This window comes from Streptomyces sp. NPDC000229, from assembly GCF_040300825.1.
Classification (GTDB): domain Bacteria; phylum Actinomycetota; class Actinomycetes; order Streptomycetales; family Streptomycetaceae; genus Streptomyces.
Window position 1 is genome coordinate 16,066 of sequence record NZ_JBEPEL010000067.1, and the last position, 22,518, is coordinate 38,583.

28 protein-coding genes and 1 pseudogene are annotated in these 22,518 nt (G+C 69.7%); 21 read left to right on the plus strand and 8 right to left on the minus strand.

From position 1 onward, the window contains the following. The 19 genes from ABT360_RS26605 (at position 1) to ABT360_RS26695 (ending at position 10,063) form a co-directional block, all read left to right on the plus strand. A complete protein-coding gene (locus tag ABT360_RS26605) occupies positions 1–450 on the plus strand; it encodes a Pycsar system effector family protein (protein WP_351821487.1) in 450 nt (149 codons plus the stop codon). An 864-nt stretch (positions 451–1,314) separates the two neighbouring features. Beyond that, the gene (locus ABT360_RS26610; RefSeq protein ID WP_351821490.1) at positions 1,315–1,734 is read left to right on the plus strand and encodes a hypothetical protein; all 420 of its coding nucleotides are present in this window, start codon (positions 1,315–1,317) and stop codon (positions 1,732–1,734) included. Between the two features lie 84 nt (positions 1,735–1,818). Continuing rightward, positions 1,819–2,445, plus strand: a complete 627-nt coding sequence (locus ABT360_RS26615) for a hypothetical protein (protein WP_351821493.1) — start codon at positions 1,819–1,821, stop codon at positions 2,443–2,445. A 159-nt stretch (positions 2,446–2,604) separates the two neighbouring features. Beyond that, on the plus strand, positions 2,605–3,087 hold the full coding sequence (locus tag ABT360_RS26620) for a hypothetical protein (protein ID WP_351821496.1): 483 nt from the start codon (positions 2,605–2,607) through the stop codon (positions 3,085–3,087). A gap of 79 nt (positions 3,088–3,166) precedes the next feature. Then, positions 3,167–3,412, plus strand: a complete 246-nt coding sequence (locus ABT360_RS26625) for a hypothetical protein (RefSeq protein ID WP_351821499.1) — start codon at positions 3,167–3,169, stop codon at positions 3,410–3,412. A gap of 104 nt (positions 3,413–3,516) precedes the next feature. After that, positions 3,517–4,260, plus strand: coding sequence for a DUF2786 domain-containing protein (locus ABT360_RS26630; RefSeq protein WP_351821502.1), 744 nt, complete (start codon positions 3,517–3,519; stop codon positions 4,258–4,260). Between the two features lie 77 nt (positions 4,261–4,337). Beyond that, positions 4,338–4,877: an antirestriction protein ArdA gene (locus ABT360_RS26635; RefSeq protein ID WP_351821505.1), complete on the plus strand. Its 540-nt coding sequence runs from the start codon at positions 4,338–4,340 to the stop codon at positions 4,875–4,877. Positions 4,878–4,909: 32 nt separating this feature from the next. Beyond that, positions 4,910–5,209 (plus strand): hypothetical protein, encoded by a 300-nt coding sequence (locus tag ABT360_RS26640; RefSeq protein ID WP_351821508.1) that lies wholly within the window; start codon positions 4,910–4,912, stop codon positions 5,207–5,209. 74 nt (positions 5,210–5,283) lie between these two features. Beyond that, on the plus strand, positions 5,284–5,469 hold the full coding sequence (locus ABT360_RS26645) for a hypothetical protein (RefSeq protein WP_351821510.1): 186 nt from the start codon (positions 5,284–5,286) through the stop codon (positions 5,467–5,469). 14 nt (positions 5,470–5,483) lie between these two features. Further along, positions 5,484–5,708, plus strand: a complete 225-nt coding sequence (locus ABT360_RS26650) for a hypothetical protein (protein WP_351821513.1) — start codon at positions 5,484–5,486, stop codon at positions 5,706–5,708. A 30-nt stretch (positions 5,709–5,738) separates the two neighbouring features. Beyond that, positions 5,739–6,155 (plus strand): hypothetical protein, encoded by a 417-nt coding sequence (locus tag ABT360_RS26655; protein ID WP_351821516.1) that lies wholly within the window; start codon positions 5,739–5,741, stop codon positions 6,153–6,155. A 78-nt stretch (positions 6,156–6,233) separates the two neighbouring features. Further along, positions 6,234–6,818 (plus strand): hypothetical protein, encoded by a 585-nt coding sequence (locus ABT360_RS26660; RefSeq protein ID WP_351821519.1) that lies wholly within the window; start codon positions 6,234–6,236, stop codon positions 6,816–6,818. 75 nt (positions 6,819–6,893) lie between these two features. Further along, complete coding sequence (locus ABT360_RS26665) at positions 6,894–7,598, plus strand: hypothetical protein (protein WP_351821521.1); 705 nt, start codon at positions 6,894–6,896, stop codon at positions 7,596–7,598. A gap of 25 nt (positions 7,599–7,623) precedes the next feature. Beyond that, positions 7,624–8,184, plus strand: a complete 561-nt coding sequence (locus ABT360_RS26670; RefSeq protein ID WP_351821523.1) for a deoxynucleotide monophosphate kinase family protein — start codon at positions 7,624–7,626, stop codon at positions 8,182–8,184. A gap of 29 nt (positions 8,185–8,213) precedes the next feature. Next, a complete protein-coding gene (locus tag ABT360_RS26675; RefSeq protein WP_351821526.1) occupies positions 8,214–8,645 on the plus strand; it encodes a hypothetical protein in 432 nt (143 codons plus the stop codon). Between the two features lie 19 nt (positions 8,646–8,664). Beyond that, positions 8,665–8,913 carry a hypothetical protein gene (locus ABT360_RS26680; RefSeq protein WP_351821528.1) on the plus strand — a complete coding sequence of 83 codons (249 nt, stop codon included), beginning with the start codon at positions 8,665–8,667 and terminating at the stop codon, positions 8,911–8,913. Positions 8,914–8,934: 21 nt separating this feature from the next. Then, entirely contained in the window at positions 8,935–9,177 is a 243-nt protein-coding gene (locus tag ABT360_RS26685) for a hypothetical protein (protein WP_351821531.1), read from the plus strand. Between the two features lie 56 nt (positions 9,178–9,233). Further along, positions 9,234–9,932 carry an FAD-dependent thymidylate synthase gene (gene thyX / locus ABT360_RS26690; RefSeq protein ID WP_351821563.1) on the plus strand — a complete coding sequence of 233 codons (699 nt, stop codon included), beginning with the start codon at positions 9,234–9,236 and terminating at the stop codon, positions 9,930–9,932. Next, entirely contained in the window at positions 9,932–10,063 is a 132-nt protein-coding gene (locus ABT360_RS26695) for a hypothetical protein (protein ID WP_351821534.1), read from the plus strand. The genes thyX and ABT360_RS26695 overlap by 1 nt, the downstream gene beginning before the upstream one ends. A gap of 18 nt (positions 10,064–10,081) precedes the next feature. On the opposite strand, the gene ABT360_RS26700 is transcribed toward ABT360_RS26695, so the two are convergent. Both ABT360_RS26700 and ABT360_RS26705 read right to left on the minus strand, forming a co-directional pair. Further along, positions 10,082–11,707: a recombinase family protein gene (locus tag ABT360_RS26700; protein ID WP_351821537.1), complete on the minus strand. Its 1,626-nt coding sequence runs from the start codon at positions 11,705–11,707 to the stop codon at positions 10,082–10,084. 79 nt (positions 11,708–11,786) lie between these two features. Continuing rightward, a pseudogene (locus ABT360_RS26705) lies at positions 11,787–11,924 on the minus strand (peroxiredoxin); the annotation flags it as partial. A gap of 131 nt (positions 11,925–12,055) precedes the next feature. Here ABT360_RS26705 and ABT360_RS26710 point away from each other — a divergent pair. Then, on the plus strand, positions 12,056–13,093 hold the full coding sequence (locus tag ABT360_RS26710; protein ID WP_351821540.1) for a LysR substrate-binding domain-containing protein: 1,038 nt from the start codon (positions 12,056–12,058) through the stop codon (positions 13,091–13,093). On the opposite strand, the gene ABT360_RS26715 is transcribed toward ABT360_RS26710, so the two are convergent. The 5 genes from ABT360_RS26715 to ABT360_RS26735 form a co-directional block, all read right to left on the minus strand. After that, positions 13,038–15,383, minus strand: a complete 2,346-nt coding sequence (locus ABT360_RS26715) for an ABC transporter permease (RefSeq protein WP_351821543.1) — start codon at positions 15,381–15,383, stop codon at positions 13,038–13,040. The two genes, ABT360_RS26710 and ABT360_RS26715, sit on opposite strands and share 56 nt — an antisense overlap. Then, the gene (locus ABT360_RS26720; RefSeq protein WP_351821546.1) at positions 15,380–16,060 is read right to left on the minus strand and encodes an ABC transporter ATP-binding protein; all 681 of its coding nucleotides are present in this window, start codon (positions 16,058–16,060) and stop codon (positions 15,380–15,382) included. The genes ABT360_RS26715 and ABT360_RS26720 overlap by 4 nt, the downstream gene beginning before the upstream one ends. Further along, positions 16,057–16,581, minus strand: a complete 525-nt coding sequence (locus ABT360_RS26725; protein ID WP_351821549.1) for a PadR family transcriptional regulator — start codon at positions 16,579–16,581, stop codon at positions 16,057–16,059. Before ABT360_RS26725 ends, ABT360_RS26720 begins: the two co-directional genes overlap by 4 nt. A gap of 89 nt (positions 16,582–16,670) precedes the next feature. Beyond that, positions 16,671–16,898: a hypothetical protein gene (locus ABT360_RS26730; RefSeq protein ID WP_351821552.1), complete on the minus strand. Its 228-nt coding sequence runs from the start codon at positions 16,896–16,898 to the stop codon at positions 16,671–16,673. After that, on the minus strand, positions 16,895–17,833 hold the full coding sequence (locus tag ABT360_RS26735) for an SPFH domain-containing protein (protein ID WP_351821555.1): 939 nt from the start codon (positions 17,831–17,833) through the stop codon (positions 16,895–16,897). Before ABT360_RS26735 ends, ABT360_RS26730 begins: the two co-directional genes overlap by 4 nt. A 213-nt stretch (positions 17,834–18,046) precedes the next feature. Here ABT360_RS26735 and ABT360_RS26740 point away from each other — a divergent pair, with 213 nt between their 5' ends. Beyond that, a complete protein-coding gene (locus tag ABT360_RS26740) occupies positions 18,047–20,329 on the plus strand; it encodes a transglycosylase domain-containing protein (protein WP_351821558.1) in 2,283 nt (760 codons plus the stop codon). 73 nt (positions 20,330–20,402) lie between these two features. Here ABT360_RS26740 and ABT360_RS26745 read toward each other — a convergent pair whose 3' ends face one another. Beyond that, positions 20,403–22,235 (minus strand): SpoIIE family protein phosphatase, encoded by a 1,833-nt coding sequence (locus tag ABT360_RS26745; protein ID WP_351821560.1) that lies wholly within the window; start codon positions 22,233–22,235, stop codon positions 20,403–20,405. Between the last annotated feature and the right edge of the window lie 283 nt (positions 22,236–22,518).

Genomic DNA, 22,518 nt, shown 5'->3' on the forward strand with positions numbered 1-22,518 from the left:
GTGCCGAACGCAGATGACCGGCTCGCCCAAGCTCACGCCGAGGTGATGGCCGAGATCGCCCGGACCGACAGCAAGGCGTCCGCGTTGCTCACGGCGCTCGGGATTCCGCTGGCCGTCCTGGTGGCGGTGCTGCCCGGACACGAGCTGCCGGTCGTAGGTACCGTTCTCGCCGGGATCGCGGTAGCGGGCATGGTCGCCGCGATGCTGGTCACGCTGTTCGTCCTGCGTCCTCATATCGGCAACGCGACCCAGGGGTCCTTCCTCCACTGGGCCGAGTGCACCGCGGACGAGGTGCTCGCCGACCTCGCCGCGGACCGCCGCACTGCGCAGCTCGTCGTACGCTCGCAGCTTGCCCGCCGCAAGTTCGCGGCCCTGCGGACGGCCATCCACATCACCTCCGGATCGGTCACCGTCCTCGCGCTCGCGCTCGTCGTCGGCCTGGTCGCGTAGTCCCCATTCTCGTGTAGTGCCGGCGGCCATCCTGCGGGGTGGCCGTAGGCGTGCTGACCTGCGGAAACTTGCGGCACAGCGGGGTAGGTGCTAGCGATCGCGTCGACCCTGGAACCGTGGCAGAATCCGAGCTGCTAAGACCCGGCGGCTCGGGCGCGCGGCGCCAGGGGGTCATACCCCCACCCCTCCGCCCACGGCTGGTCGAATCGACGCACGTCGACCAGGCCAGCCGTTTGGGCGTGAATCAGACATTGAGGCACCAGGCCGGCCGCCTAGGGTCACAAACGGACACACCTGACCACATGCATGCATAGAGCGCATGTCAGTACGCATAGGCACGTCAGCGCACAGCAGCGCACACAGAGGGCAGAGAGCACGCAAGGGCACAGGGCAGGGTCAGGCAGGGCGCACAGCACACACCAGGCCAGAGCGGGCAGGTGCGCCCGCGCGTATAGAGGCTAAGGACTGCGGCACCCCAGGGGAGCGGCGAGAAACGGGGGGTTGTGATGCGGCCGGTCGGTCGTGTTAAGGTGTGACCACACCACGACGAACGGCCCGGCAACGGGGCGGACGGATGGCACGCAGAACCGAGAAACCGCAGCTCACGCAAGGGGGTTGCGGAACGGACCGGGAATCGTGTTAAGGTGTAGCCACGCCGAACGGACCGCAAGGTTCGGGAGGGGTAGCGCAACCGGCCACATGGTCCGGGCGGTAGGACAATGGGAGTGCCTACCGCTGACCAGGCCAAACGCGAAACTCCGAACGGCAAGCGTGATAAGGTGAGACCACGCCGAACCAGACCGGTTCGGCGAAAGAATCCGGGTAGTGTAAACTTTGACCCGGAGACACGAAAGAGCAGGTCACATGACCGAGTACGTGTTCAGCGACGCCGACCGGGAGTACGGCAAGCGCGTCGGAGTCAAGAAGTCGGACACCGATTTCAGGTGCTACCAGTGCATCGACTTCGCCTTCTACGAGGCGGAGGTGTCCGAGCGGGACGCCGAGGAGCGGTGCTCCTACTGCGGGGGGTTCGTCTTCGTCACCCCCGAGGTGATCGCTCAGATGGAGGCCCCGAAGCGGGTCCAGCCGGTCAACCTGGCGAAGCCGGATGTGCAGCGGTTCGACCTGCTGACCATCGCCTACCACCTGCGGATGCGGCTGGACGAGGTGTCGTACGCCTACGACAAGGCGCGTCAGCGGATCGAGGAGCTGGAAGCGCAGCTCGCCGAGAACGAGGACACCGAGCACGAGGACGCCGGTTTCGTGGAGACCGTCGACTTCTAAGCACCGCGTGTAAACATTGACCCGGCCGCCCCTTCCCGCACAGGGAGAGGGCAGGGGCGGCCCCTCTCTCGAACGCGAGGACACATGGCTGCCATCGTTGCCCCCTCTGTCGCCACCTACTACCTGATGTTGATTGTCGAGGACGCGGACGGCGAGACGACGTACATCGACCACTACCTCGACGAGGAGCCGGACGACGTTGACGAGTGGGTGCCCGAAGGCTGGGAGCTGCTCGAAGACGAGTCGCAGGAGATCATTCGGGGCGCGCACGACTGCGAGTGCTGCGGGATGCACATCATGAACGCCCACGAGTGCGAAGCATGCCGCAACGAAGACTGCGACCCGGCCAACTCGTGGCACTGCTTCACCGGTTACTGCGACGGCTCCGGGTGCACCTTCGAGGGCGAGTGCGAGCCGAACCATGAGGTCCGGGTCTGGCGTGAGAACGGCGACCTGGTGGGCCTCTGGGAGGTCGAAGCACAGGCGACCGGCCGAGTCCTGGTGACGCAGCGCGAGGGATACGAGCGCGACGCCGAGTCCCGATTCACCTCGCTGTGGTCTGCCTGGCAGTACGCCCAGGGCTGCGCCGAGATGCACGCACAGATCCTCCGCGAAGAGTGCGAGTGCGGCGAGGACGACTGCGGCGTGATGCACGAGCACGGGATCTCCGTGCAGGAGGTCACGACGAACAGCGACCTGCGCCGGGCCTGACCCCCTCGACCGCCGTCCCTCCCTGACCTCCCCCTCTCGGGGAGGGGCGGCCTCCCCCAGATGCAAAGGCGAAACACCCCTCCGGGGTGTCAGCGGCAGGCGGTACCTGCCCTCTGACGATGCCAGCCCGCATCGATCCATCCTGAACACGAGGATCACATGAGCACCCTTTCCGACGCGATCAAGGCTGCCGCCGGCATGGTGGACCGTCACCGCGGAGTGGTCTGTCTCGCACTGTCGACCGACCGCGAGGAGCTGCGGCTCGCCGCCCAGCGGTTCCGCAGCCGCTCGATTCACAACCTGGCCAATGAGTACGACGACGAGTCGGGCCTCGCGGGTCACGTCGGTACCGCGCTGACGAACCAGGTGAACACCCCGGCCTTCTGGGTCGAGCACCACTGGCAGACCCTCTTGGCCGCCGTGGTCCGACGCGAGGCGGCAGACCTCGCGCACCGCCGGTCGATCTTGAAGTGGCTCGGTGGCTACGAGGGCTCGACCGATACGCCGGTCTTCAAGCTCCAGTCCTGGCAGTACAAGGCGGGCGGGCAGCGCATCGAGGCCCTGGCGGAAGTCAAGGCGGCGCTTACCGAGGTGCGCGACGCGATGCGTGCTGCGGGTCTCGTCCCCGCCGAAGCGGCCTGACCCTCCCCTCACCTTCACTGGCCGCCCCTGCCCAGACAGGGAGTGGGAGGGGCGGCCCCCACACGAAAGCGAGCCAACCATGATCGAGCCCGACGACAAGATCGCCTTCTTCGCCCCCGACTGCGGCGCAGTCTCTCTCCTTCTCCGGTTCGGTGACGAGGTGGTCGCAGGGTTCTTCGAGCCCCTCGACGTCAGCCCTCGCGAGCAGGTGGTCATGAGCTTTGACCTGCCGACGTACGAGGAGCGCGAGGCGGCAGCGAAGGCCCACATGGACGGGGCGGCCATCGGCCACATCCTCGACGGCTGGGAACTGCTCGCCGTCTGACCTCACCGGATGCAAAGGCGAAACCTCCCGAAGGGAGGTCGGCGGTAGGTGGTGCCTACCCCCTGACGATGCCAGCCCGCATCGAACCCCCGAAAGGTTCCAACATGGCTACCCCCATGCCTGAAGACAGCAGGCTCGCGAAGGTCCGCTCCATCCTGGCCAAGGCCGAGGACCCGGCCGCCACCCCCGAGGAGGCGCAGGCGTACTTCGCGAAGGCGGCCGACCTCATGGCGAAGTACGGCATCGAGCGCGCCATGCTCGCCGAGACCCGCCCCGAGTCGGACAAGCTCGGCTCCCGCACGATCGACGTCAAGGGCTCGTACATCCTCGACAACGCGAACCTGCTGATGTCGATAGCCGACGCGATCGGTGCCCGGTCTGTCCGGTGGCGCCGGTACGACCGCCTCACCGGCCGCTACTACCAGCACGTCAAGATCTACGGCCACGCCTCGACGCTCGACCGCGTGGAGATGCTCTACACCTCACTCCTCCTTCAAGCCCACAACGGCATGAAGCACGGTCGCCCCCAGCCGGGGGAGTCGACCACGGCCTACCGGAAGTCGTGGCTGTCCGGCTTCCGCATCGCTGTCGCACGGCGCCTTGAGACCACCGAGAGCCGGGCCGCCGCCGAGGCCGAGGCGCTGCCGGGCGGACGTTCCGCCGAGCTGGTCCTCGTCGACCGAGCCGAGGCCGTCCTCTCCCTCTTCAAGCGGGAGCACCCGAAGATCCGCACGGCCCCCGTGCGGCGCCTGACTGGCTCCGGCTGGACAGAGGGCGTCGAGGCCGGTAAGCGCGCCGATCTCGGACAGGGCCGCATTGCTCCCCGCCGAGCCGCCCTCTCCTCCTGACCTCCCACCCATCGGCCGCCCCTTCCCACACAGGGAGAGGGCAGGGGCGGCCACCTCTACCGCGAAAGCGAGGACACATGATCACGGTCCGCAAGGTCGACCCGCAAGTTTGGATCGGCTGCCTGGCCTGCTACAACGCCGGTCGCCTGGTGGGCGATTGGTACTCCGCCGACACGGCCGATCTGGTGACCCCGGCCGACCTGCACAAGCGGGAGACCTCTCACGAGGAACTCTGGGTCATGGATCACGAGGGGTTCTGTGGGGCCCTTGACGGCGAATGCTCGCCGTCCGAGGCGGCCGAGATCGCCGAGGCTCTGTCGGACCTGAGCGAGGACGAGGCCGGAGCCTTCGCCTGCTGGGTTGGGGTGTTCGGTGAGCAGTCCGAACGGGCCCACTGGGTCGACAAGTTCCGCGACGCCTACCGGGGCTTCCACGAGGACGAAGCGGCCTACGCGATGGAGTGGGCCGAGATGACCTCCTCCGAGGAGGACAAGGAGCGCATGACGCGCTGGCCCTTCAACGCGATCGACTGGACGCGGGCGGCTGAGGAGCTGTTCAGCGGCGGCCTGCACGCCGAAGAGGTCCTCGGCGGAATCCACGTCTTCTGGTCTGCCTGACCCCCATCCCTTTCACAGTACGGAGTGTAAACATGAGACCACCGTCCATTCGCTACGCCGAGTCGATCGCGTTCGACAGGATCAAGAACCTGGTAGCCGACGTGCTCAAGACCGCGCGAGAGGTCACCACGTGGCGCAACGACTACGACCCCGGCACGCAGGAGTGGTACATGCTCTGCAACCTTGCCCAGACCGCCGAGAGCCTGGCCCTGTCTCTGCCGGTCGAGATGCTCCCCGACGAGGAATGGCGCCACGTCAGCCCCGCCGAGTACGCCGCCTGTGACGAGCTGCTCGCGATCCTCGCCGAGGTCGAAGCCGAGCGACAGGCGTAACCCCCACCCCCGCGCAAGAGGCCGCCCCTCCCCACAGGGAGCGGGGAGGGGCGGCCCTGCCCGAAAGGTTACCCGTGATCACGATCATCTGCGCCGAGTGCAGCGAGGCCCCGTTTGGGGTGACGGTCTCCGGTCTCTTCCGCTGCGACCACTGCGCCTCCGAGATAGCCATCCGCGATCTGGTCCTCGACCCCGGCGAGGTCTGGGTCGTCGACTCCGCCGGCACTCTCGGCTACCTCCCCGCACCCGACAACACCTGACCCGAGGACTCCGCATGAAGAACCTCCGCGACCACATCGACCTGTCCGACGAGAAGGCGCAGATCGACGCCGACATGAAGCACGCCGTGACCTTGGAGTTCGGCCCGTACCTCGGCTACCTCGCCCACTACGGCGCGAAGATCCGGCTCCTGGCGAGCGCGTACCGACAGCACGAGATCGCAGAACGAATCCTCACCGCGTACGCCGACGAGGCCCTCGACCGCGCCAACGGCAACTGACCTCCCCAACTCCCCGAAAGGCAAGGGCACATGACCGCTGGACCGTCCCTCTCCTCCTTCCTGCCCGACAACAAGCGCAACCGCGACTCCCTCGCCGCCGCCTGGCGGCGCATGCTCGAACTCGGCTACACCCCCCGAGCTACCCCGGTCGACGAGCCGGAAGGCTGCACCCGCACCCGATGCGCGGGCGTCCACCAGGGCTACCCCGGCAGTGAGCACCGATGGGCCCTGTACTGCCTGCTGTGCGCCGTCGACATCGAGGTCTTCTACAGCCACATGCGAGAGCGCAAGGGCAAGAACCCGGCCCCGCCGCGCCGTCACAAGGGCTGCAAGTTCTCTGGACCCAGCCGCGCCCAGGCCCGCGCCGCCCGCTACATCGAACTCGGCCTCGTCCTCCCCGACTGGGACAAGGATGCTCGCGCCGCCGTCGCGGCCCTCGCTGCCTGACCCACCCACTCACGGGCCGCCCTCCGCACACAGGGAGAGCAGGGGGCGGCCCACCCCGAAGCCTCGAAGGAGACTCACATGTCCGACGTACTCGCCACCACCGATGACGGCCGCTTCCGCGTGCGCCTGGTCCTCGACGAGCACCCCACGAACCCCCGCAACGACGACGAGACGCTCGTCCACGTCATCACGATCGACACCCACCTCGGGCAGTACCACCCCGTCGACAAGGACGGCGGTCCCCTCGCCGCTGAGTGGGAGCGCCTGAAGTGGGACCGGTGGGAGGGTGTCGACCGCTTCACCCGCTACGTGGCCACTGAGCACGGCGGCATAGTCCTGGAGTCCGCCCCCGAGAGGGGCCCCCGTTCCCTCTGGTACATGACCGGCGAGGAGATCCTCGCCCTCGACGCCGGGCTCCTCAGCGAGGGGTACATCGAGGCCGAAATGCAGGAGTACGAGGCATGGGCCACGGGCGACGTGTGGGGCTTCATCGTCGAGGAGCGCGTCGGCTGGACCCGTGACGACGACCCCGACCAGTTCATGGAGACCTGGGAGCCGGTCGACGACTGCTTCGGCTTCTACGGCAAGCCGTACGCCCGCAGCCAGGCCCGCGAGGCCCTCGCCTTCTACTCCGCCCGAGCCGCCGGCACCGTCGCCGCCTGACCTTCCCCCACCAGCCGCCCCCGTCCACACAGGGAGAGGGCAGGGGCGGCCCCCTCACGAGAGAGCCGAGACACCATGAACGAGAACCTGACCTTCGAGTACGCCGGGCACGTTGGCCTGTCCTTCGGGATCGTCTACTTCGAGCGCCTGGCCGAGGAGCCCAACGACAAGCCGTGGGCGACCACCGACCGGCCGTGGGTGACCGCCTACCGGGTGACCGGTCCCCGAATCCGCGGGACAGTCCGGATCACGCCGAAGTACGACGAGCCGCTCGTCACCTGGCACACGAACGGCCCCAACGAGAACGCCTGGGAGTTCCTCCCGTCCGGCTTCTATGTCGGGTACGGCCGGGCCCACTACGCCGACTGCGAGGGCGACCTCGAAGTCTGGGGGTCGACCCTGGCCGAAGGGGTGCACGTCTACACGAAGCGCGACATGGACTGGAACTTCTCCGTGCGCCGCAGGGAAGGCGGCATCGACGACTACCCGGCGCCGAGGGGCACCCGTGACAAGACGCGCGAGCTGATCCAGGCCCTCGTCAACGTCCACCAGGAGGACGCCGCCCTCGTGCACGCGAAGGCCGCCGCGCTCGCCCGCGAGAAGCGCGCCAAGCGTACCGCCGCCCTCCGGGAGGAGTACCGCGAGGTCGACCGGATGCTCCGCGAACTCCAGGGCCGTCACGCCGAGCTTCAGATGCGCCGCAGCCTCATGGAGGGCGAGTGGTCCTTCGAGACCGCCATCGACGAGGCGGCTCCGGCCGCCGACGCGCAGACCGCCTGACCACCCAGACGAAGGAGACAGACAAATGCACGTTCCGCTGATTGGTCTTGCTGGCGCCGCGCGCTCGGGCAAGGACACCGCCGCGCACGTCCTCCTCGAATCGGGGTGGCAGCGTCGGGCCTTCGCCGACAAGGTGAAGGAATTCCTGAGCATCCTGAACCCGTGGGTGGACTCCGTGGAGGACGCCGAAGCCGAAGCTCTGGCTGACGAGGTGGCCCGTCACGGGTGGGAGCGAGTGAAGGCAGAGTCGCTTCAGGTCCGAGGGCTGCTCCAGCGCTGCGGCACCGAGGCGGGACGGACGCTCCTCGGCGAGGACGTGTGGGTCGACGCCCTGTTCCGTGACTTCGAGTCGTGGGGCCCGACCGTCATCACCGACGTGCGCTTCCCGAACGAAGCCGAGGCGATCCGGGCCCGTGGCGGCCTGGTCGTGCTGATCGAGCGGCCCGGCCTGGTGCCGATCCGCGAGGCGGGCCACATCAGCGAGAACGCCCTCGCCGGGTACCTGTACGACGACGTGATCCCCAACGACGGCACCGTGGACCAGCTCCGTGACCGTGTGATGCAGCTCATCCCGCCCACACTGTAAAGATGAGACCGGGGTGTTAAGGTTGTCCCATGCGACTGACTCCCCGGAAAGAGGAGGTCGAGGCGGTGAAGGCGCTCTTGGAGGACCCCACCTTCGAGAGTGCCGACCAAATGGCGAAAGCCGTGATCAAGGAAGTCGCCTCGATCATCCAAATGCGCGACCTGATCGCCCTCGTCCACACCTGGGCGGACGGTCACCGCGGCCTGAACTTCGGCCCCTTCGGCAGCGAAGCGGAGATCAAGACCTTCGCCTCGAAGATGGCGTTCGGAGGCACAGGCCGCCTCGTTCAACTCCACAGCCCCGGCGTGATGTTGGCCAACGTGGACGGCAAGAAGGGGTGGAAGGGCTACTGCTTCCACCCCGAATGCGGGCACGCCCCCTTCACGCACTCCGCAGCAAGCGCCGGCAGAGGCGCCTGCCAACTCCCCACCTGCCCGTGCGACAAGTTCCGGGCGAAGTGAACCCAGAACGGATACCCCCATGACCGACGCACTCCGCGCCCCCAGCATCACCGATGCCGAGATCGACGAGCTGCTCGCCCTCCACGGGCCCCGTATCACCGACGCCTTCCTCGTCCGCCTCGCCGCCCACTACCTCAAGGCCGAAGCCGAGGGTGTCGTCAACCCCGCCCGACACTTCGCCGACTACCTCGGAGTCCAGCGACAGACCGTCCTCACCTACATGCGCATGGTCCGCAACCGCAGCCTGCTCATCAAGAACCGCCCCTGACCAGCCCGAGGGAGAACCCCCATGAAGACCGTCGACTTTCACCTCTGCGACTGCTCCGACAAGCGCGCCTTCCCGGACAAGCGCTCCGCCGAGAAGGCCCTCGGCCGGGCTCAGGCCAAGCGCGACCGGCAGGCCCAGACGATCCGAGGTCGCGGCCCTATCAACCGCGAGAACCGCGTGTATGAGTGCGAGTTCGGCATGTGGCACCTGACCAAGCAGTCCCGCCGCTCCTACGAGGAGTACACCGCCAACTACGCCGCCTGACTGTAAACTTGAGACCGAAGGAAGTAGCCGTGACCCCCCTCAACCTCCGTTCCGACATGACCGTGCAGCTCGTCGACCACAACCTCTCGGACAAGGCCGTCGTGCGAGCCGCCCGCGTCTCCACGGTCGGCCAGACCCACAAGTCCTTCCTCGGCAAGCCCGGCGAGGACGAGGACCGCGACACGGGCCTGATCGGCTACCTCATGCGAGAGCGGCACGGCAGCCCCTTCGAGCACGGCAGCCTGACCCTGTACGTCGAAGCCCCGATCTTCGTCTTCCGCGAGTGGCAGCGTCACCGCATCGCCTCGTACAACGAGGAGTCCGCCCGTTACCGCGAGCTGCGGCCCTCCTTCTACCTCCCGGCCGTCGACCGTAACCTCGTCCAGGTCGGCAAGGCAGGCGCCTACCGCTTCGAGCCCGGCACCGCCGAACAGCTCGCCGTCGTGGACGGCTCGCTCGTCACCGCCTACGAGGCCGCGTACGAGGCGTACGAGCGGATGCTCGCCGCCGGCATAGCCCGCGAGATCGCCCGCGCCGCACTGCCGGTCGGCATCTACAGCTCGATGTACGTCACCATGAACCCCCGCGGCCTGATGAACTTCCTCAGCCTCCGCACCCACCGCGAGGACGTCGCCTTCGTCTCCCACCCTCAGCGCGAGATCGAGATGTGCGCCGAGAAGGCCGAGACGATCTTCGCCGGGCTCATGCCGGTCACCCACGCCGCCTTCGAGCAGAACGGCAGGGTCGCCCCGTGATGACGAAAGAGGAGTGGCTCCAGCGCGAGTTGGCCAAGGCGCCCGTGCGCGACGAGGCCCACCGGCGGTACGTCATGAAGCTCTGGGGCCTGAAGCCCGCAAAGAGAGAAGCCCCTCTCCCCGCGTCGTAGGGAGGGGGGCTTTCCCCGTTATGCCGCCTGGTTCTTCTGCCAGGCGATCTCGATCAGGTCCGGATCGAACCGCTTCCCTCTGCCGGCGGGATGCACGATCACGGCCCTTACGGCGGCCTTCAGGCGAGTGCGCTTCTCCGTCATCGTTAGGCCCTCCCAGTCCGCGAGGGCGTCCGGCGTCAGCATCGCTTTCTTCCGCTTCTGGAGTGCGAGCTGTCCCCGCTTCGAGGCGAGCGTCTCGCGCTCGGCCTCCAGCTCCTCGATCATGTCCAGCGCCGCAGAGGTCGAGATCCGCTTTTCGCGCCGCCTCGCGTTCACGTCCTCGATCTCCGCCGCGATCTCGTCGAGCCGCTTGTCGTGGACCGTCTCGTCGATCTCCGCAGCCTTCTCCACGTCCTCGCCGATCGTCGACCGCGTCTCCACCAGAAAGGCCGTCTCGACCAGGTCATCTATCGGCGGCCCCACGCGCGAAACCCCGCCGCATCCGCCCTGGTTCGATTGGCACTGGTACCGGAAGCCGTACTTCTCGTAAGAGCTGGTCCCCTTCGTGTACGGGTCCGCCCACATCGGCGACGAGCACTTCCCGCACCGCGCGATGCCCGAGCAGAGGTAGACGGCCGTGGTGTCGTGCTTCCCGCTCTTGAGGCCCTTCTTGTTGGCCTTCTTGCGCCGCTTGATCTCGTCCACGGCGGCCTGCCACTCATCCGGAGAGCACGGCGCCTCCCAGTCGCCCCGGACCGGCTTGCCGTCCTTGAAGACGATGAAGTCCGGCAGCCACAGGCGGCCCTCGGCGGTCCGTCGAACCTGCTCGGGCACATGGAAGCGGTAGCCGCAGACGCGCGGGCTCATGAGGATCTGCTCGGCGGCCGTGTGCTGGATGACGCGGATACCGTCCCCGGACCGCTTCGTCGCCTTCGGTACGTAGCCGTACTCGGTGAGGGCCCGCTTGAAGTCGGCGATCTTGTATCCGCCGGGGATGGCGAGGATAGCCTCGCGGATCATCTTGCTCTCTTCGTCGTGCAGGGTGCGTCGATCCTCGCCCCAGCCGAACGGGCGGGGCGCCCCGTGCATGACGCCCTTCTCGGCAACACGGCGGTTCGTGCGAACCACGCGACGGCGCGTGTTGCCGATCTCCATGTTGCCAACGGTGGCCTGCATGACGAACATGCCCCGACCTTCGACGGTCGCGAGGTTCACGCCGCCCTCGACGCTCAGGCCGACGTAATCAGGGTTCATCTCGAAGACTCGGCAGACGCGGGCCGCGTCGTAGACGAGACGGGCGAGCCGGTCGGAGTGCAGGAAGAGAATGCCGCGAATGATGCCTACTTCGAGATCCTTCAGCATGCTCTCGAAGTCGTCGCGGACGATAAAGGGGTCCGAGGCGGGCGTGTTGTTGTCGCAGTAGTCGCGGACGATCGCGGCCTCGAACGGCAGGGTCGCGGCGAACGCCCGGATTGCGTCTTCCTGTTCCTTGACCTGTTCTTCGACTTCTCGCCAGTTCGAGGCGAGGCCCTTCATGGCCTTGTCCTCTGAAACCCGCCGGTACATGCCCAGGGGAACGAGCATGCCGGGCCGGAACGTCTCCGGTACCGCTATCAAGTGGTGCTCCCTCACGGTCCGCTGCGCGCTGACGCAGGTATCCATGCTGGTCAGCGGCCTGCTGGACCTCGGAGAGCGATTATCACATGTGGAAGCTGTGCTTCCGCAAGGTGGGTTAAACGCTGTCCTTCGGCCAGAAGAACACCACGCGCCACTTGCCCTCGTAGGACTTGTGGTCGATCTGCGCGAACTCCTTGCCGCTCTCCAGCGACACACAGGCGGTCAGGTCGTACGTGGGGAACTGGTCACCGACAGTGAGCACACGCTCTCCTTCGAGCTGGGAAGTCCCTTTTGAGGCCTTCCGTGGGGGTTGGACGGAGCCCCAGCATGGCACGGCGTGCATTGATCAGTGAAATAGCTAGACTGGGTCGCGTTGATCGAAGGTGGTTATCAGTGGTGTCCGTATATAAGGGTAAGCAGCCCAGTCTGGCCCAGCTCAGAGCGTTCGTGGCGGTGGCCGAGTACCTGCACTTCCGGGACGCGGCCGCCGCGATCGGGATGAGCCAGCCCGCCCTGTCGGGCGCGGTTTCGGCACTCGAAGAGGCACTCGGTGTCCAGTTGCTGGAGCGTACGACACGGAAGGTGCTGCTTTCACCCGCCGGTGAACGGCTCGCGGTGCGGGCGAGGGCCGTGCTCGACGCGGTCGGCGAGCTCATGGAGGAGGCGGAGGCGGCGCACGCGCCGTTCACGGGCGTGCTGCGGCTCGGCGTGATCCCGACCGTGGCGCCCTACCTGCTGCCGACCGTGCTGAAGCTCGTCCACGAGCGGTACCCCGAGCTGGACCTCCAGGTGCACGAGGAGCAGACCTCGTCCCTGCTGGAGGGGCTGGCCGCCGGACGGCTGGACCTCCTGCTGCTCGCCGTCCCGCTGGGCGTACCGGGCGTCACCGAGCTGCCCCTGTTCGACGTGTACTTCGTCCTCGTCACGCCCGAGGACCACTGGCTGGGCGGCCGCACCGACATCCCGCGTGACGCGCTGCGCGAGCTGCGGCTGCTGCTGCTGGACGAGGGCCACTGCCTGCGCGACCAGGCGCTCGACATCTGCCGCGAGGCGGGACGCGAGGACGGCGCCGCGGTCACCACCACCGCGGCCGGCCTGTCCACGCTCGTCCAGCTGGTCGCGGGCGGCCTCGGGGTCACCCTGCTGCCGCGCACCGCCGTCACGGTGGAGACCGGACGCAACGCCCGCCTGGTGACGGGCTGGTTCGCCGACCCGGCCCCCTCCCGGCGCATCGCGCTGGCCATGCGCACGGGTGCGGCCCGCCAGGCCGAGTTCGAGGAACTGGCCGACGCGCTACGGGAGGCGATGGCGGTCCTGCCGGTGCGGGTGCTGGGGCCGGAGGGCCAGGGCCTGGAAGCCTCCGGCGCCGCACCGGTCACTCGGTGCGCAGGCCGTCCGGGCGCATCAGGCGCCACAGGGGCGGCAGACTGAGCAGGGTGACCGCCAGGATCAGGCCCGCGCCGACGCCCACCACCGGCAGGAACGCCCACCAGTCGGTCACCTGCTTGCCGATCATGTTCAGCAGGACGACCCCGAGGCCCAGGCCGCCCGCCACCGCGAGGGTCAGGCCGAGCACGATCGGCACCGCCGTCTGCCACAGCACCGACCAGACGAGCGTGGCGCGGCGGGTGCCGAAGGCCACCAGCACCGACAACAGGCGCTTGCGGTCCCGTAGCTGATCCACCGTCGTGACCAGCAGGGACACCGCGATGAGGATCATCGTCGCGGTCGCCCCGACGAAGATGCCCGTCCGGACGCTGCCGTACTGCCGGTCGCGCTCGAAGTTCTGCAGGGTGTCGACGTCCATCAGCGGATCGACCCGGGCCGCCGTGTTCCGCACATGCTCGGCCGCGTCCGGGACCCGCTCGTCCAGCCGGACCATCGCCTGCGCCTCGGGCGTGTCCAGCTTCGTCACGTCGATGGTGGACGGCGTGGCGAAGATGCCGAACTGGACGTCGCCCATGGGGTCGCGGCGCGACTCCACCGTGCGGGCGGTCTCCGGGATCCGCCACAGCACCGGGTCCTTGCCCCGGTCGTCGAAGTCGATGTGGAGATTGACCTGGGCGCCGGGCCGGGCCGTCTCGGCGAGGTAGTCGTCCGGCGGGCCCTCGCCGCCGTGCGTCCGCGCGATGAAGACGTCCCCGTCCACGCAGGACGGCAGGTGCGCCAGCTCGCTCAGCGAGGCGCAGTCGGCGACCGTGATCGACGTCGTCGGGACGAAATCCTCCCCGGGCCGCTGGGGTCCGGGCCGCTCGACCGACGAGCTGATCGTCCCGATCACGCCCTCGACGCCCTTCGTCCTCGAGAAGTTCTCGATCATCCGGCGGGCCTCGGTGCCGTCCCGCGCGTCCATCCTCGTCTCCAGCTGGGCCCGCGCCGTGTCCATGTGGGTCGGCTTCATGAAGTCGCTCTGGATGGACTGCAGGAGCATCTGGAGCGCGATCGCCCCGGCGGCCGCCACCACGATCCCGCTGACCGCCCGGGCCGCCGTGCTGCTGCTCAGCTGGAGTCGGCGGATCGCCAGCTGCCACGGCACCGGGCCGCCCCGCAACCGCCTGACCACGGCCTCCACCAGCCACGGCAGCAACGTGGTCAGCCCGGTCAGCGCCAGCACCGCGCCGGCCGTGATCGGCAGCATGTCGATCTCCGTGTCACCGCGGTCGATCCCGCCGGACATCGGCAGCAGCACCGTCACGCCCACAGCCACCAGCGCCGGCCTCCACCACATCCGGCGGGGGCGCGGGGCGGAGTCGCGTACGACTCCGAGCGGCTCGATCACCATGCCGCGCAGTGCGAACACGGTGACCGCGACGGCCGAGACCGGCACGGCCACCACGACGAGCGCGGTCAGGGCCGGAGCCGGAACCACGTCGGCGGGGAAGGCGTTGACGTCCCACACGGTGACGCTGCCCAGGAACTGCCGTACCAGCGCGAAGAATCCGGCGCCGGCCACCAGGCCGAGCAGTGCCCCGGCCAGCGACTCGCCCGCCGCGATCCGCCGCGCCATCCCGCTGTCCGCACCCACCAGGCGCAGCGCGGCCAGCCGCCGGTCGCGCTGCTCGCCGCCGAAGCGGACGGCGGTCGCGATGAACACCATGACGGGCAGCAGCAGCACCACGCAGGCGATCACGACGAGCAGCAGCAGGAACCCGTTCAGCGGCTCACTGGGCGACTCGTAGCCGTACCGGTCGCCGCGGCCGTCGGAGGTCTGCTCGGTCAGGGTGGAACTGCCCGTGTAGAACATGAGCTCGCTCGGGCCGATCAGTCCGGCGTCACCGATAGTGCCGGTCGTGCGGTAAGGGAAGCGGTCGGCCAGCAGGGCGCCCTCCGGCGAGGCGAGCAGCTCGGCGAGGGCGGGGGAGACGATCATCTCGCCCGGCCCCGGGAGCTTGTCGACGCCGGGCGGCGCCGGGGCGTGGGCCCCCTCGGGGCGGATCGCCATGCCCTTGACGGTGTGCTCGCGGTAGAGCGTCGAGTAGGCCTGGTAGAGGAAGGAGCGGTCCGAGCGCTCGACCGTGTCCGTGATCAGCACGTCCCGGGCGGCCACGCGGCCGTCGCGGCTCATCAGCAGGTTCGGTACGGAGGCGGCGACGAGCAGCAGGGCGACGCCGAGGCCGACCCCGATGGCGGTGAGCGCGGTCCGCGTCCAGCCCCGGCGGCCGCCGCTCACGGCGAGCCGCGCGCCGAGCGCGAGGTCCCGGGCCCAGGTGCGCGGGCTCATGCGAGCCCCGCCGTGTCCCGCGCCCTGCCGTCCCGCACGACGATCTCGCGGTCCGAGTAGGCGGCGACGCGGGCCTCATGGGTGACCAGGACCACGGCGGCGCCGGTGTCCCGGGCGGTGTCGGTGAGCAGCTGCATCACGCGCTCGCCGTTGAGGGAGTCCAGGGCGCCGGTCGGCTCGTCGGCGAAGACCACACGTGGCGAGGTCACCAGGGATCGGGCCACGGCGATCCGCTGCCCCTGTCCTCCCGAGACCTCCCCGGGCCGCTTGCCCGCGGTGTCGGCGACCTCCAGGCGCTCCAGCCACTCCAGCGCCTTGCGTTCGGCGGGCTTGCGCCGTTCGCCCGCCAGCCGCAGCGGCAGGGCGACGTTCTCCACACAGCTCAACTCCGGCACCAGCCGGCCGAACTGGAAGACGAACCCGAAGTCGCTGCGGCGCAGCGCGCTGCGATGCGCGTCCGACATCGATGTCAGGTCGCGTCCGTCGTAGGTGACGGTGCCGGCGTCCGGCCGGACGATCCCGGCGAGGCAGTGCAGCAGGGTCGACTTGCCGGACCCGGAGGGGCCCATGACGGCCACCACCTCACCGGCCCGGATCCAGAAGTCCGCGCCGGCCAGGGCGGGTGTGGGGCCGTAGGCCTTGTCGACCGCCGAGGCCGACAGGAGGGGCTCCGTCACTGCGTCACCGCCTCCGCCAGCTGGCCGAGGCGCGCGGCGGTCAGCTCCAGCCAGCGCAGGTCGGCCTCCAGGTGGAACAGTGCGTGGTCGCAGATGAGCTGGTCGGCGAGGTCGCCGTCCTTCTTGCGCCGGGTCAGGGCCCGCATCAGCCGCAGGTGTTCGGCCCGCTGGGTGTCGAGGAGGTCGGCCGCGTCACGTCCGGTGAGCAGGGCGAGCACGATCTTGGTGTAGAGGGTCGACTGGAGGTACGGCTCCGGCTTCTCGGGCTGGGCCAGCCACCGGTCGACGTCGGTGATACCGGCGTCGGTGATGGCGTACCGCTTGCGTTCCGGGCCGTCGCCGGGCTCGATGCCGTCGACCTCGACGAGGCCGTTCTTCAGCAGCCGCGACATCGTCGAATAGACCTGCCCGTAGTGCAGGGGCCGGTCGTGGCCGAACTTCTCGTCGAACGCGCGCTTGAGGTCGTATCCGTGCCGGGGGCCGGATTCCAGGAGCCCGAGCAGGGCGTGACCGATGGACATGCGCCGACTATACAACGCACGTATACACGCGGTGTATACCCGCGGGGAGACCCGGGCCGGGGCCCCGGGGCCAGGCGTCCCGCGCCGGGTCAGTCGGGGGGCGGCGGTGTCTTCGGGGGGCGTCCCCGGCGGGGCAGCGGGGCCGGGGCGGAGGGCAGGCGGCCCGCGTCGGAGAGGGCCTTGCGCAGCAGGAACTCGATCTGGGAGTTCGCGCTGCGCAGCTCGTCCGCCGCCCAGCGCGCCAGCGCCTCGTACACCCCCGGGTCGAGGCGCAGCAGCACCTGCTTGCGCTGGCGGCGGTCCGGCGGCGGCGTCACTGGTACAGCGTGCCCGTGTTCAGTACCGGCTGTGCCGCGCGGTCACCGCACAGCACCACCATCAGATTCGACACCATCGCCGCCTTCCGCTCCGGGTCGAGCTCCACGATGTCCCGGTCCTCCAGCCGTTCCAGCGCCGCCTCGACCATGCCGACCGCGCCCTCCACGATCTGCCGGCGGGCCGCGACCACCGCGCCCGCCTGCTGGCGCTGCAGCATCGCGGAGGCGATCTCCGGAGCGTACGCGAGATGAGTGAACCGCGACTCGATGATGCGGACGCCCGCCGCCTTCACGCGCGCGTGCAGCTCGGCCGCCAGCTTCTCGGTGATCTCCTCGGCGTTGCCGCGCAGGGACAGTTCCGCCTCGTCGTGCGCGTCGTACGGGTACTCGATCGCGATGTGCCGCACCGCCGCCTCCGTCTGCGTGGAGACGAACACCCGGAAGTCGTCGACCTCGAACATCGCCTGCGCGGTGTCCTCGACCTTCCACACGACCACGGCGGCGAGCTCGATCGGGTTGCCGTACGCGTCGTTGACCTTCAGCACCGGTGTCTCGTGGTTGCGCACCCGCGTGGAGATCTTCACGCGCGAGGTGAGCGGGTTGACCCACCGCAGCCCGTCGTCACGGATCGTCCCCCGGTACCGCCCGAAGAGCTGCACCACCCGGGCCTCACCGGGAGCCACCATGTTCAGCCCGCACATCGCGAGGAAGGAGAGGATCGCGACCAGCACCCCGGCCAGGATCAGCGTCACCTTCGCGCCCGTCGAGCCGGTGGCGGCGCCCGCCACCACCAGGCAGACACCGGCCGCCAGCCCGGCCAGGCCGAGCAGCAGCGCCAGCCCTCCGCCGATGCTGTGTGCGGCGAACTCCCGTACGCGTGGCTCGGGCATCTCGAGCAGGTCCTCCGCCAGGGCGGCGCGGTCGGTCGTGGTCATGGTGGTCCCCGTTTCGTCGTCCTGCTCGTCTAGCAAAGTGATATCACTTTAACGCATACGAGCAACCCTCGACGCCCCTGAGGAGTCGGTTCCCATGAGACGGGTGCTCATTGTCACGTCCGGAAAAGACCGGATCCGTTGAGCTTTGTCAGTACCCGTGGTGTTAGTTTGCTGAGCTGATTTCCGTAAAGAGCAGAGCGGAGCGACGGAGCGATGGGTCGAGCGGAAGCGCGACGGGCGCGGGAACGCGGGGCGCGCGGGGCGGAGACCGAAGGCGCGGGCATACGCCGGTTCTTCACCTGGAAGAAAATGCTGGGCACCTTCTTCGGGGTCTGCCTGGTCGCGATGGGCGCCTTCTACGTGGTCTACCTGCTCGTTCCGGTGCCGTCCGCCAACGCCCAGGCGACGATGCAGAGCAACGTCTACAAGTACAGCAACGGCAAGCTCCTCGCCCGCACCGGTGAGATCAACCGTGAGATCGTCGGCCTGGACGAGATCCCGGACGACGTGGAGAAGGCGTTCGTCGCGGCCGAGAACAAGAGCTTCTACGAGGACTCCGGCGTCGACTTCATGGGCACCGCCCGCGGTGTGTTCAACACCCTCAGCGGCAAGGGCAAGCAGGGCGGCTCGACCATCACCCAGCAGTACGTCAAGAACTACTACCTGGACCAGGACCAGACGGTCAGCCGCAAGCTCAAGGAACTGGTGATCTCCCTCAAGGTCGACCAGCGCATGGACAAGAACGCCATCCTCGCCGGCTACATGAACACCAGCTACTACGGCCGCGGCGCGTACGGCATCCAGGCCGCCGCCCAGGCCTACTACGGCGTCGACGCCGAGAAGCTGACCGTCTCCCAGGGCGCCTACCTCGCCGCCCTCCTCCAGGCCCCCAGCCAGTACGACTGGACCGCCGCCAGCGCCACCGGCCGGAAACTGGTGACCGAGCGCTGGAACTACGTACTGGACAACATGGTCGAGGAGGGCTGGCTGGACCGGTCCGAGCGCGCCGAGCAGACGTTCCCGGTGCCGCAGGCGCCCAAGGCCGCGCCCGGCATGGAGGGCCAGACCGGCTATCTCGTCGCCGCCGCCAAGCAGGAGCTGATCAACCAGGGCGTCAGCGAGGAGGACATCGACGCCGGCGGCTGGACCATCACCCTCAACATCGACGAGAAGCGGCAGAAGAAGCTGGTCAAGGCGGTCGACAGGCAACTGGAGGAGCACCTCGACCGCAAGGGCGACAAGGTCGACGCGACGGTCCAGGCCGGCGCCACCTCCGTCGACCCCAGGACCGGCAAGGTCGTCGCGCTGTACGGCGGCGTCGGCGCGACCGAGCACTGGATGTCCAACGCCACCCGCCGCGACTACCAGCCCGCCTCCACCTTCAAGCCCCTGGTCTTCGCCACCGCCCTGGAGAACGGCGCCGAGACGCAGAACGGCGACGAGATCGGCCTCAACACGATCTACGACGGCACCAGCCGCCGCCCCGTCGAGGGCAGCGACACCCCCTTCGCCCCGCAGAACGAGGACGACCGCAGCTACGGCCCGGTCACCGTCCAGCAGGCGATGAACAAGTCGATCAACTCCGTCTTCGCCCAGATGATCGTGGACGCCGATCCCGCCAAGGTGAAGAAGACGGCGCTCGCCCTCGGCATGAAGGACGACGAGAGCTTCGTCGAGCAGCCCGCGATGTCGCTGGGCACCATGGGCGCCTCGACGTGGGACATGGCCGGGGTGTACGCCACCCTCGACAACCACGGCAAGAAGGTCAACCCGACGATCGTGAAGTCCGCCGAGCACAAGAACCGCACCTTCGTGCACGAGATCCCGCCGATCGGTGAGCGGGCCATCAGCCGGGAGAGCGCCGACACGGTCACCGCCGCCCTCACCGGCGTCGTGAAGAACGGCTCCGGCTTCGAGGCGAACACCTCCGCGTACCAGGCGGCCGGCAAGACCGGCACCTCGGAGAACAACAAGTCGGCCTGGTTCGCCGGCTACACGCCCGAACTGACGACGGTCGTCGCCCTCTTCGGCGAGGACACCAGCACCGACAAGGTCAAGCAGGTCAGTCTGACCGGCACCGCCAACTCCGGCCGCGCCAACGGCGGTGGCTTCCCCGCCCGCATCTGGGCCGACTACACCCTGGGCGCCCTCGGCGGCGGTTCCGACGCCCGGTTCGACCTGGACCTCGCCGACACCGCGCCGCCCGCCCCGACCGCGACCGAGTCGCCCACCGAGGAGCCGACCGAGACGCAGTCGCCCACCGAGGAGCCGACCCCCACGCGGACGCCGTCCACCGAGGAGCCGACCCCCACGCGTACGCCGTCCACCCCCACCCGTACGCCGACGATCCCGACCCCGACCCAGACCCCGACCGACGACCCGACCGAGGACACCACCGGCGGCAGCACCGGCGGCGGTGACGGTGGCGATCCGACCGGCGATCCGGGCGACGGCGACACCGGCGGCTCCGACGACCTGAAGCCGCCCAAGCCGTGACGTAGGACGAGATGACGGTGGCCGGGCCCCTGCGGAAGGGGCCCGGCCACCGTCATGTCGTACCCGCGGTGCCTCAGATGCGCGTCGGCAGCTCGAACCAGACCACCTTGCCGGTCGACAGCCGGGTCGCACCCCACCGCCGGGCGAGCCGGTTCACCAGGAACAGGCCACGGCCGCCCTCGTCGGTGTCCCGGGCCCGCCGCTGCCGCGGCAGCTGCGGAGAGTCGTCCCCGACCTCGCAGCGCAGCACGTCCGTCCGCAGCAGCCGCAGCGTCACCGGGCGCTCCGCGTACCGCACGGCGTTGGTGACCACCTCGCTGACCAGCAGCTCGACGCTGTCCGACAGCTCCTCCAGGTCCCAGCGGGCCAGCGCCCGCCGCGCCAGGCGCCGCGCCCGGCCGGGCGCCTGCTCCTCCGGCTCCAGGAACCAGTAGGCGACATCGCTCGGCGCGATCCCGTCGAACCGGGCGGCGAGCAGCGCGATGTCGTCGTCCCGGTCGCCCGGCCCCAGCATGTCCAGCACGTCGTCGCAGAGCGCCTCCAGCGGCGGCGAGTGGTCCGGCCCGGTCAACTGGGCGGTGGCCGCCAGCCGTTCGCGCAGCTGCTCTATCCCCGTCCACACGTCGCGCAGCCGCGACTCGACGAGCCCGTCGGTGTAGAGGAGCAGGGTCGCCCCGGCGGGGGCGTCCAGCTCGACCGCCTCGAAGTCCACGCCGCCCACGCCGATGGGCGCGCCCGGCGGGACGCGGAGCACCTCCGCCCGCCCCCCGAGGTGCAGCAGTATCGGCGGCGGGTGGCCGGCGTTGGCGATGGTGATGCGGTGCGCGACCGGGTCGTACACCGCGTACAGGCAGGTCGCCATGCGGTTCTCGCCGAGCCGCTGGGCCTGCTCGTCGAGGTGGTGCAGCACCTCCTGCGGCGGCAGGTCGAGCCCGGCGAGGGTCTGCGCCGTGGTGCGGAGCTGGCCCATGATGGCGGCGGACGTCATGGAGTGGCCCATCACGTCGCCCACGACCAGGGCGACCCGGCTGCCGGGCAGCGGGATCGCGTCGTACCAGTCGCCGCCGACCCGGGCCGTCTCGGCCGCCGGGAGGTAGCGGGAGGCCAGCTTCACCCCGGTCGGCTGCGGCAGGTTCTCCGGCAGCATGGTGCGCTGGAGCTCGTCGGCGATGTAGGCCTCGCGCCCGTACAGCACCGCCTTGTCGATGCCGAGCGCCGTGTGCGTGGCCAGCTGCGCCGCCACCAGCAGGTCGTTCGGTTCGAACGGCGGCCGGTCGGGGCGGCGGAGGAACACCGCCGCGCCGATGACGCGGCGCCGGCCGCGCAGCGGCGCCAGGATCGCCCGGTGCCCGGACGGTACGCAGCGTCCGTCGCCGAGCAGTTCGGGCAGGGCGGCGCGGGCGGCCGCCGAGTCGCCGAAGACCGGGCGTACGCCGCGGAGGACTTCGGCGAGGGCGCCGCCGGCCTGGACCTCGCACAGCTCGGCCGCCGGACCGAGGTCGAGGTCGGTGTCCGGGTCGGCCGCCGACAGGCCGAGGTCGGCCTCGTCCTCCGTTAAACGCAGCCGGTCGGTACGGCGGAGTCGGAGGACGAACGGGTCGACGGGCCGCTCGTCGCCGACCGGGAGCGGGTCGCGGAGGTAGACGAGGATCGCGTCGGAGAACGTCGGCACGGTGGCCCGGCACAGGCCCAGCACGATCTCGTCCAGGTCGATGCCCCGGGCGATCCGTCGCGTGGCGGCGCCCACGAACCGCAGCCGGTCGCCCTCGCGCCGCGCGGCCGCCACCGGCTCCTGGCCCTGGGCGGCTCCGGTCCGGGCGGGCAGCCCGTCCAGAGGTCCGGCCGTACCGGCGGGCGCACCGCCCTGCCCGGCTCCGGCACCGGAGGTGGCGCCGGCTCCGGTCACGTGCCCTTCCGGCCCGGGTCCGTGGCCGGCTCCGTGCCCGGAGGCGCCGGTCCCGTGGCCCGCGGCTCCGCCGAGGTGCCCCGAGGCCCCGCGTACCGGTCCGCCCGTGTGACCCGGCGCCCCGGCCGCGCGCCCGGACGCCCCGCGGCCCGGCCCGACCGACCCGCCGGGGCCGGCTTGTGCGGCGGCCGCGGGGGAGGACGAGGGGGCCGGGGCGGCACCCGCACGGGGTCCCGGTCTACCGCCCGTACGGTACCGGCGCGGAGGACGTCCTGACGGCGGA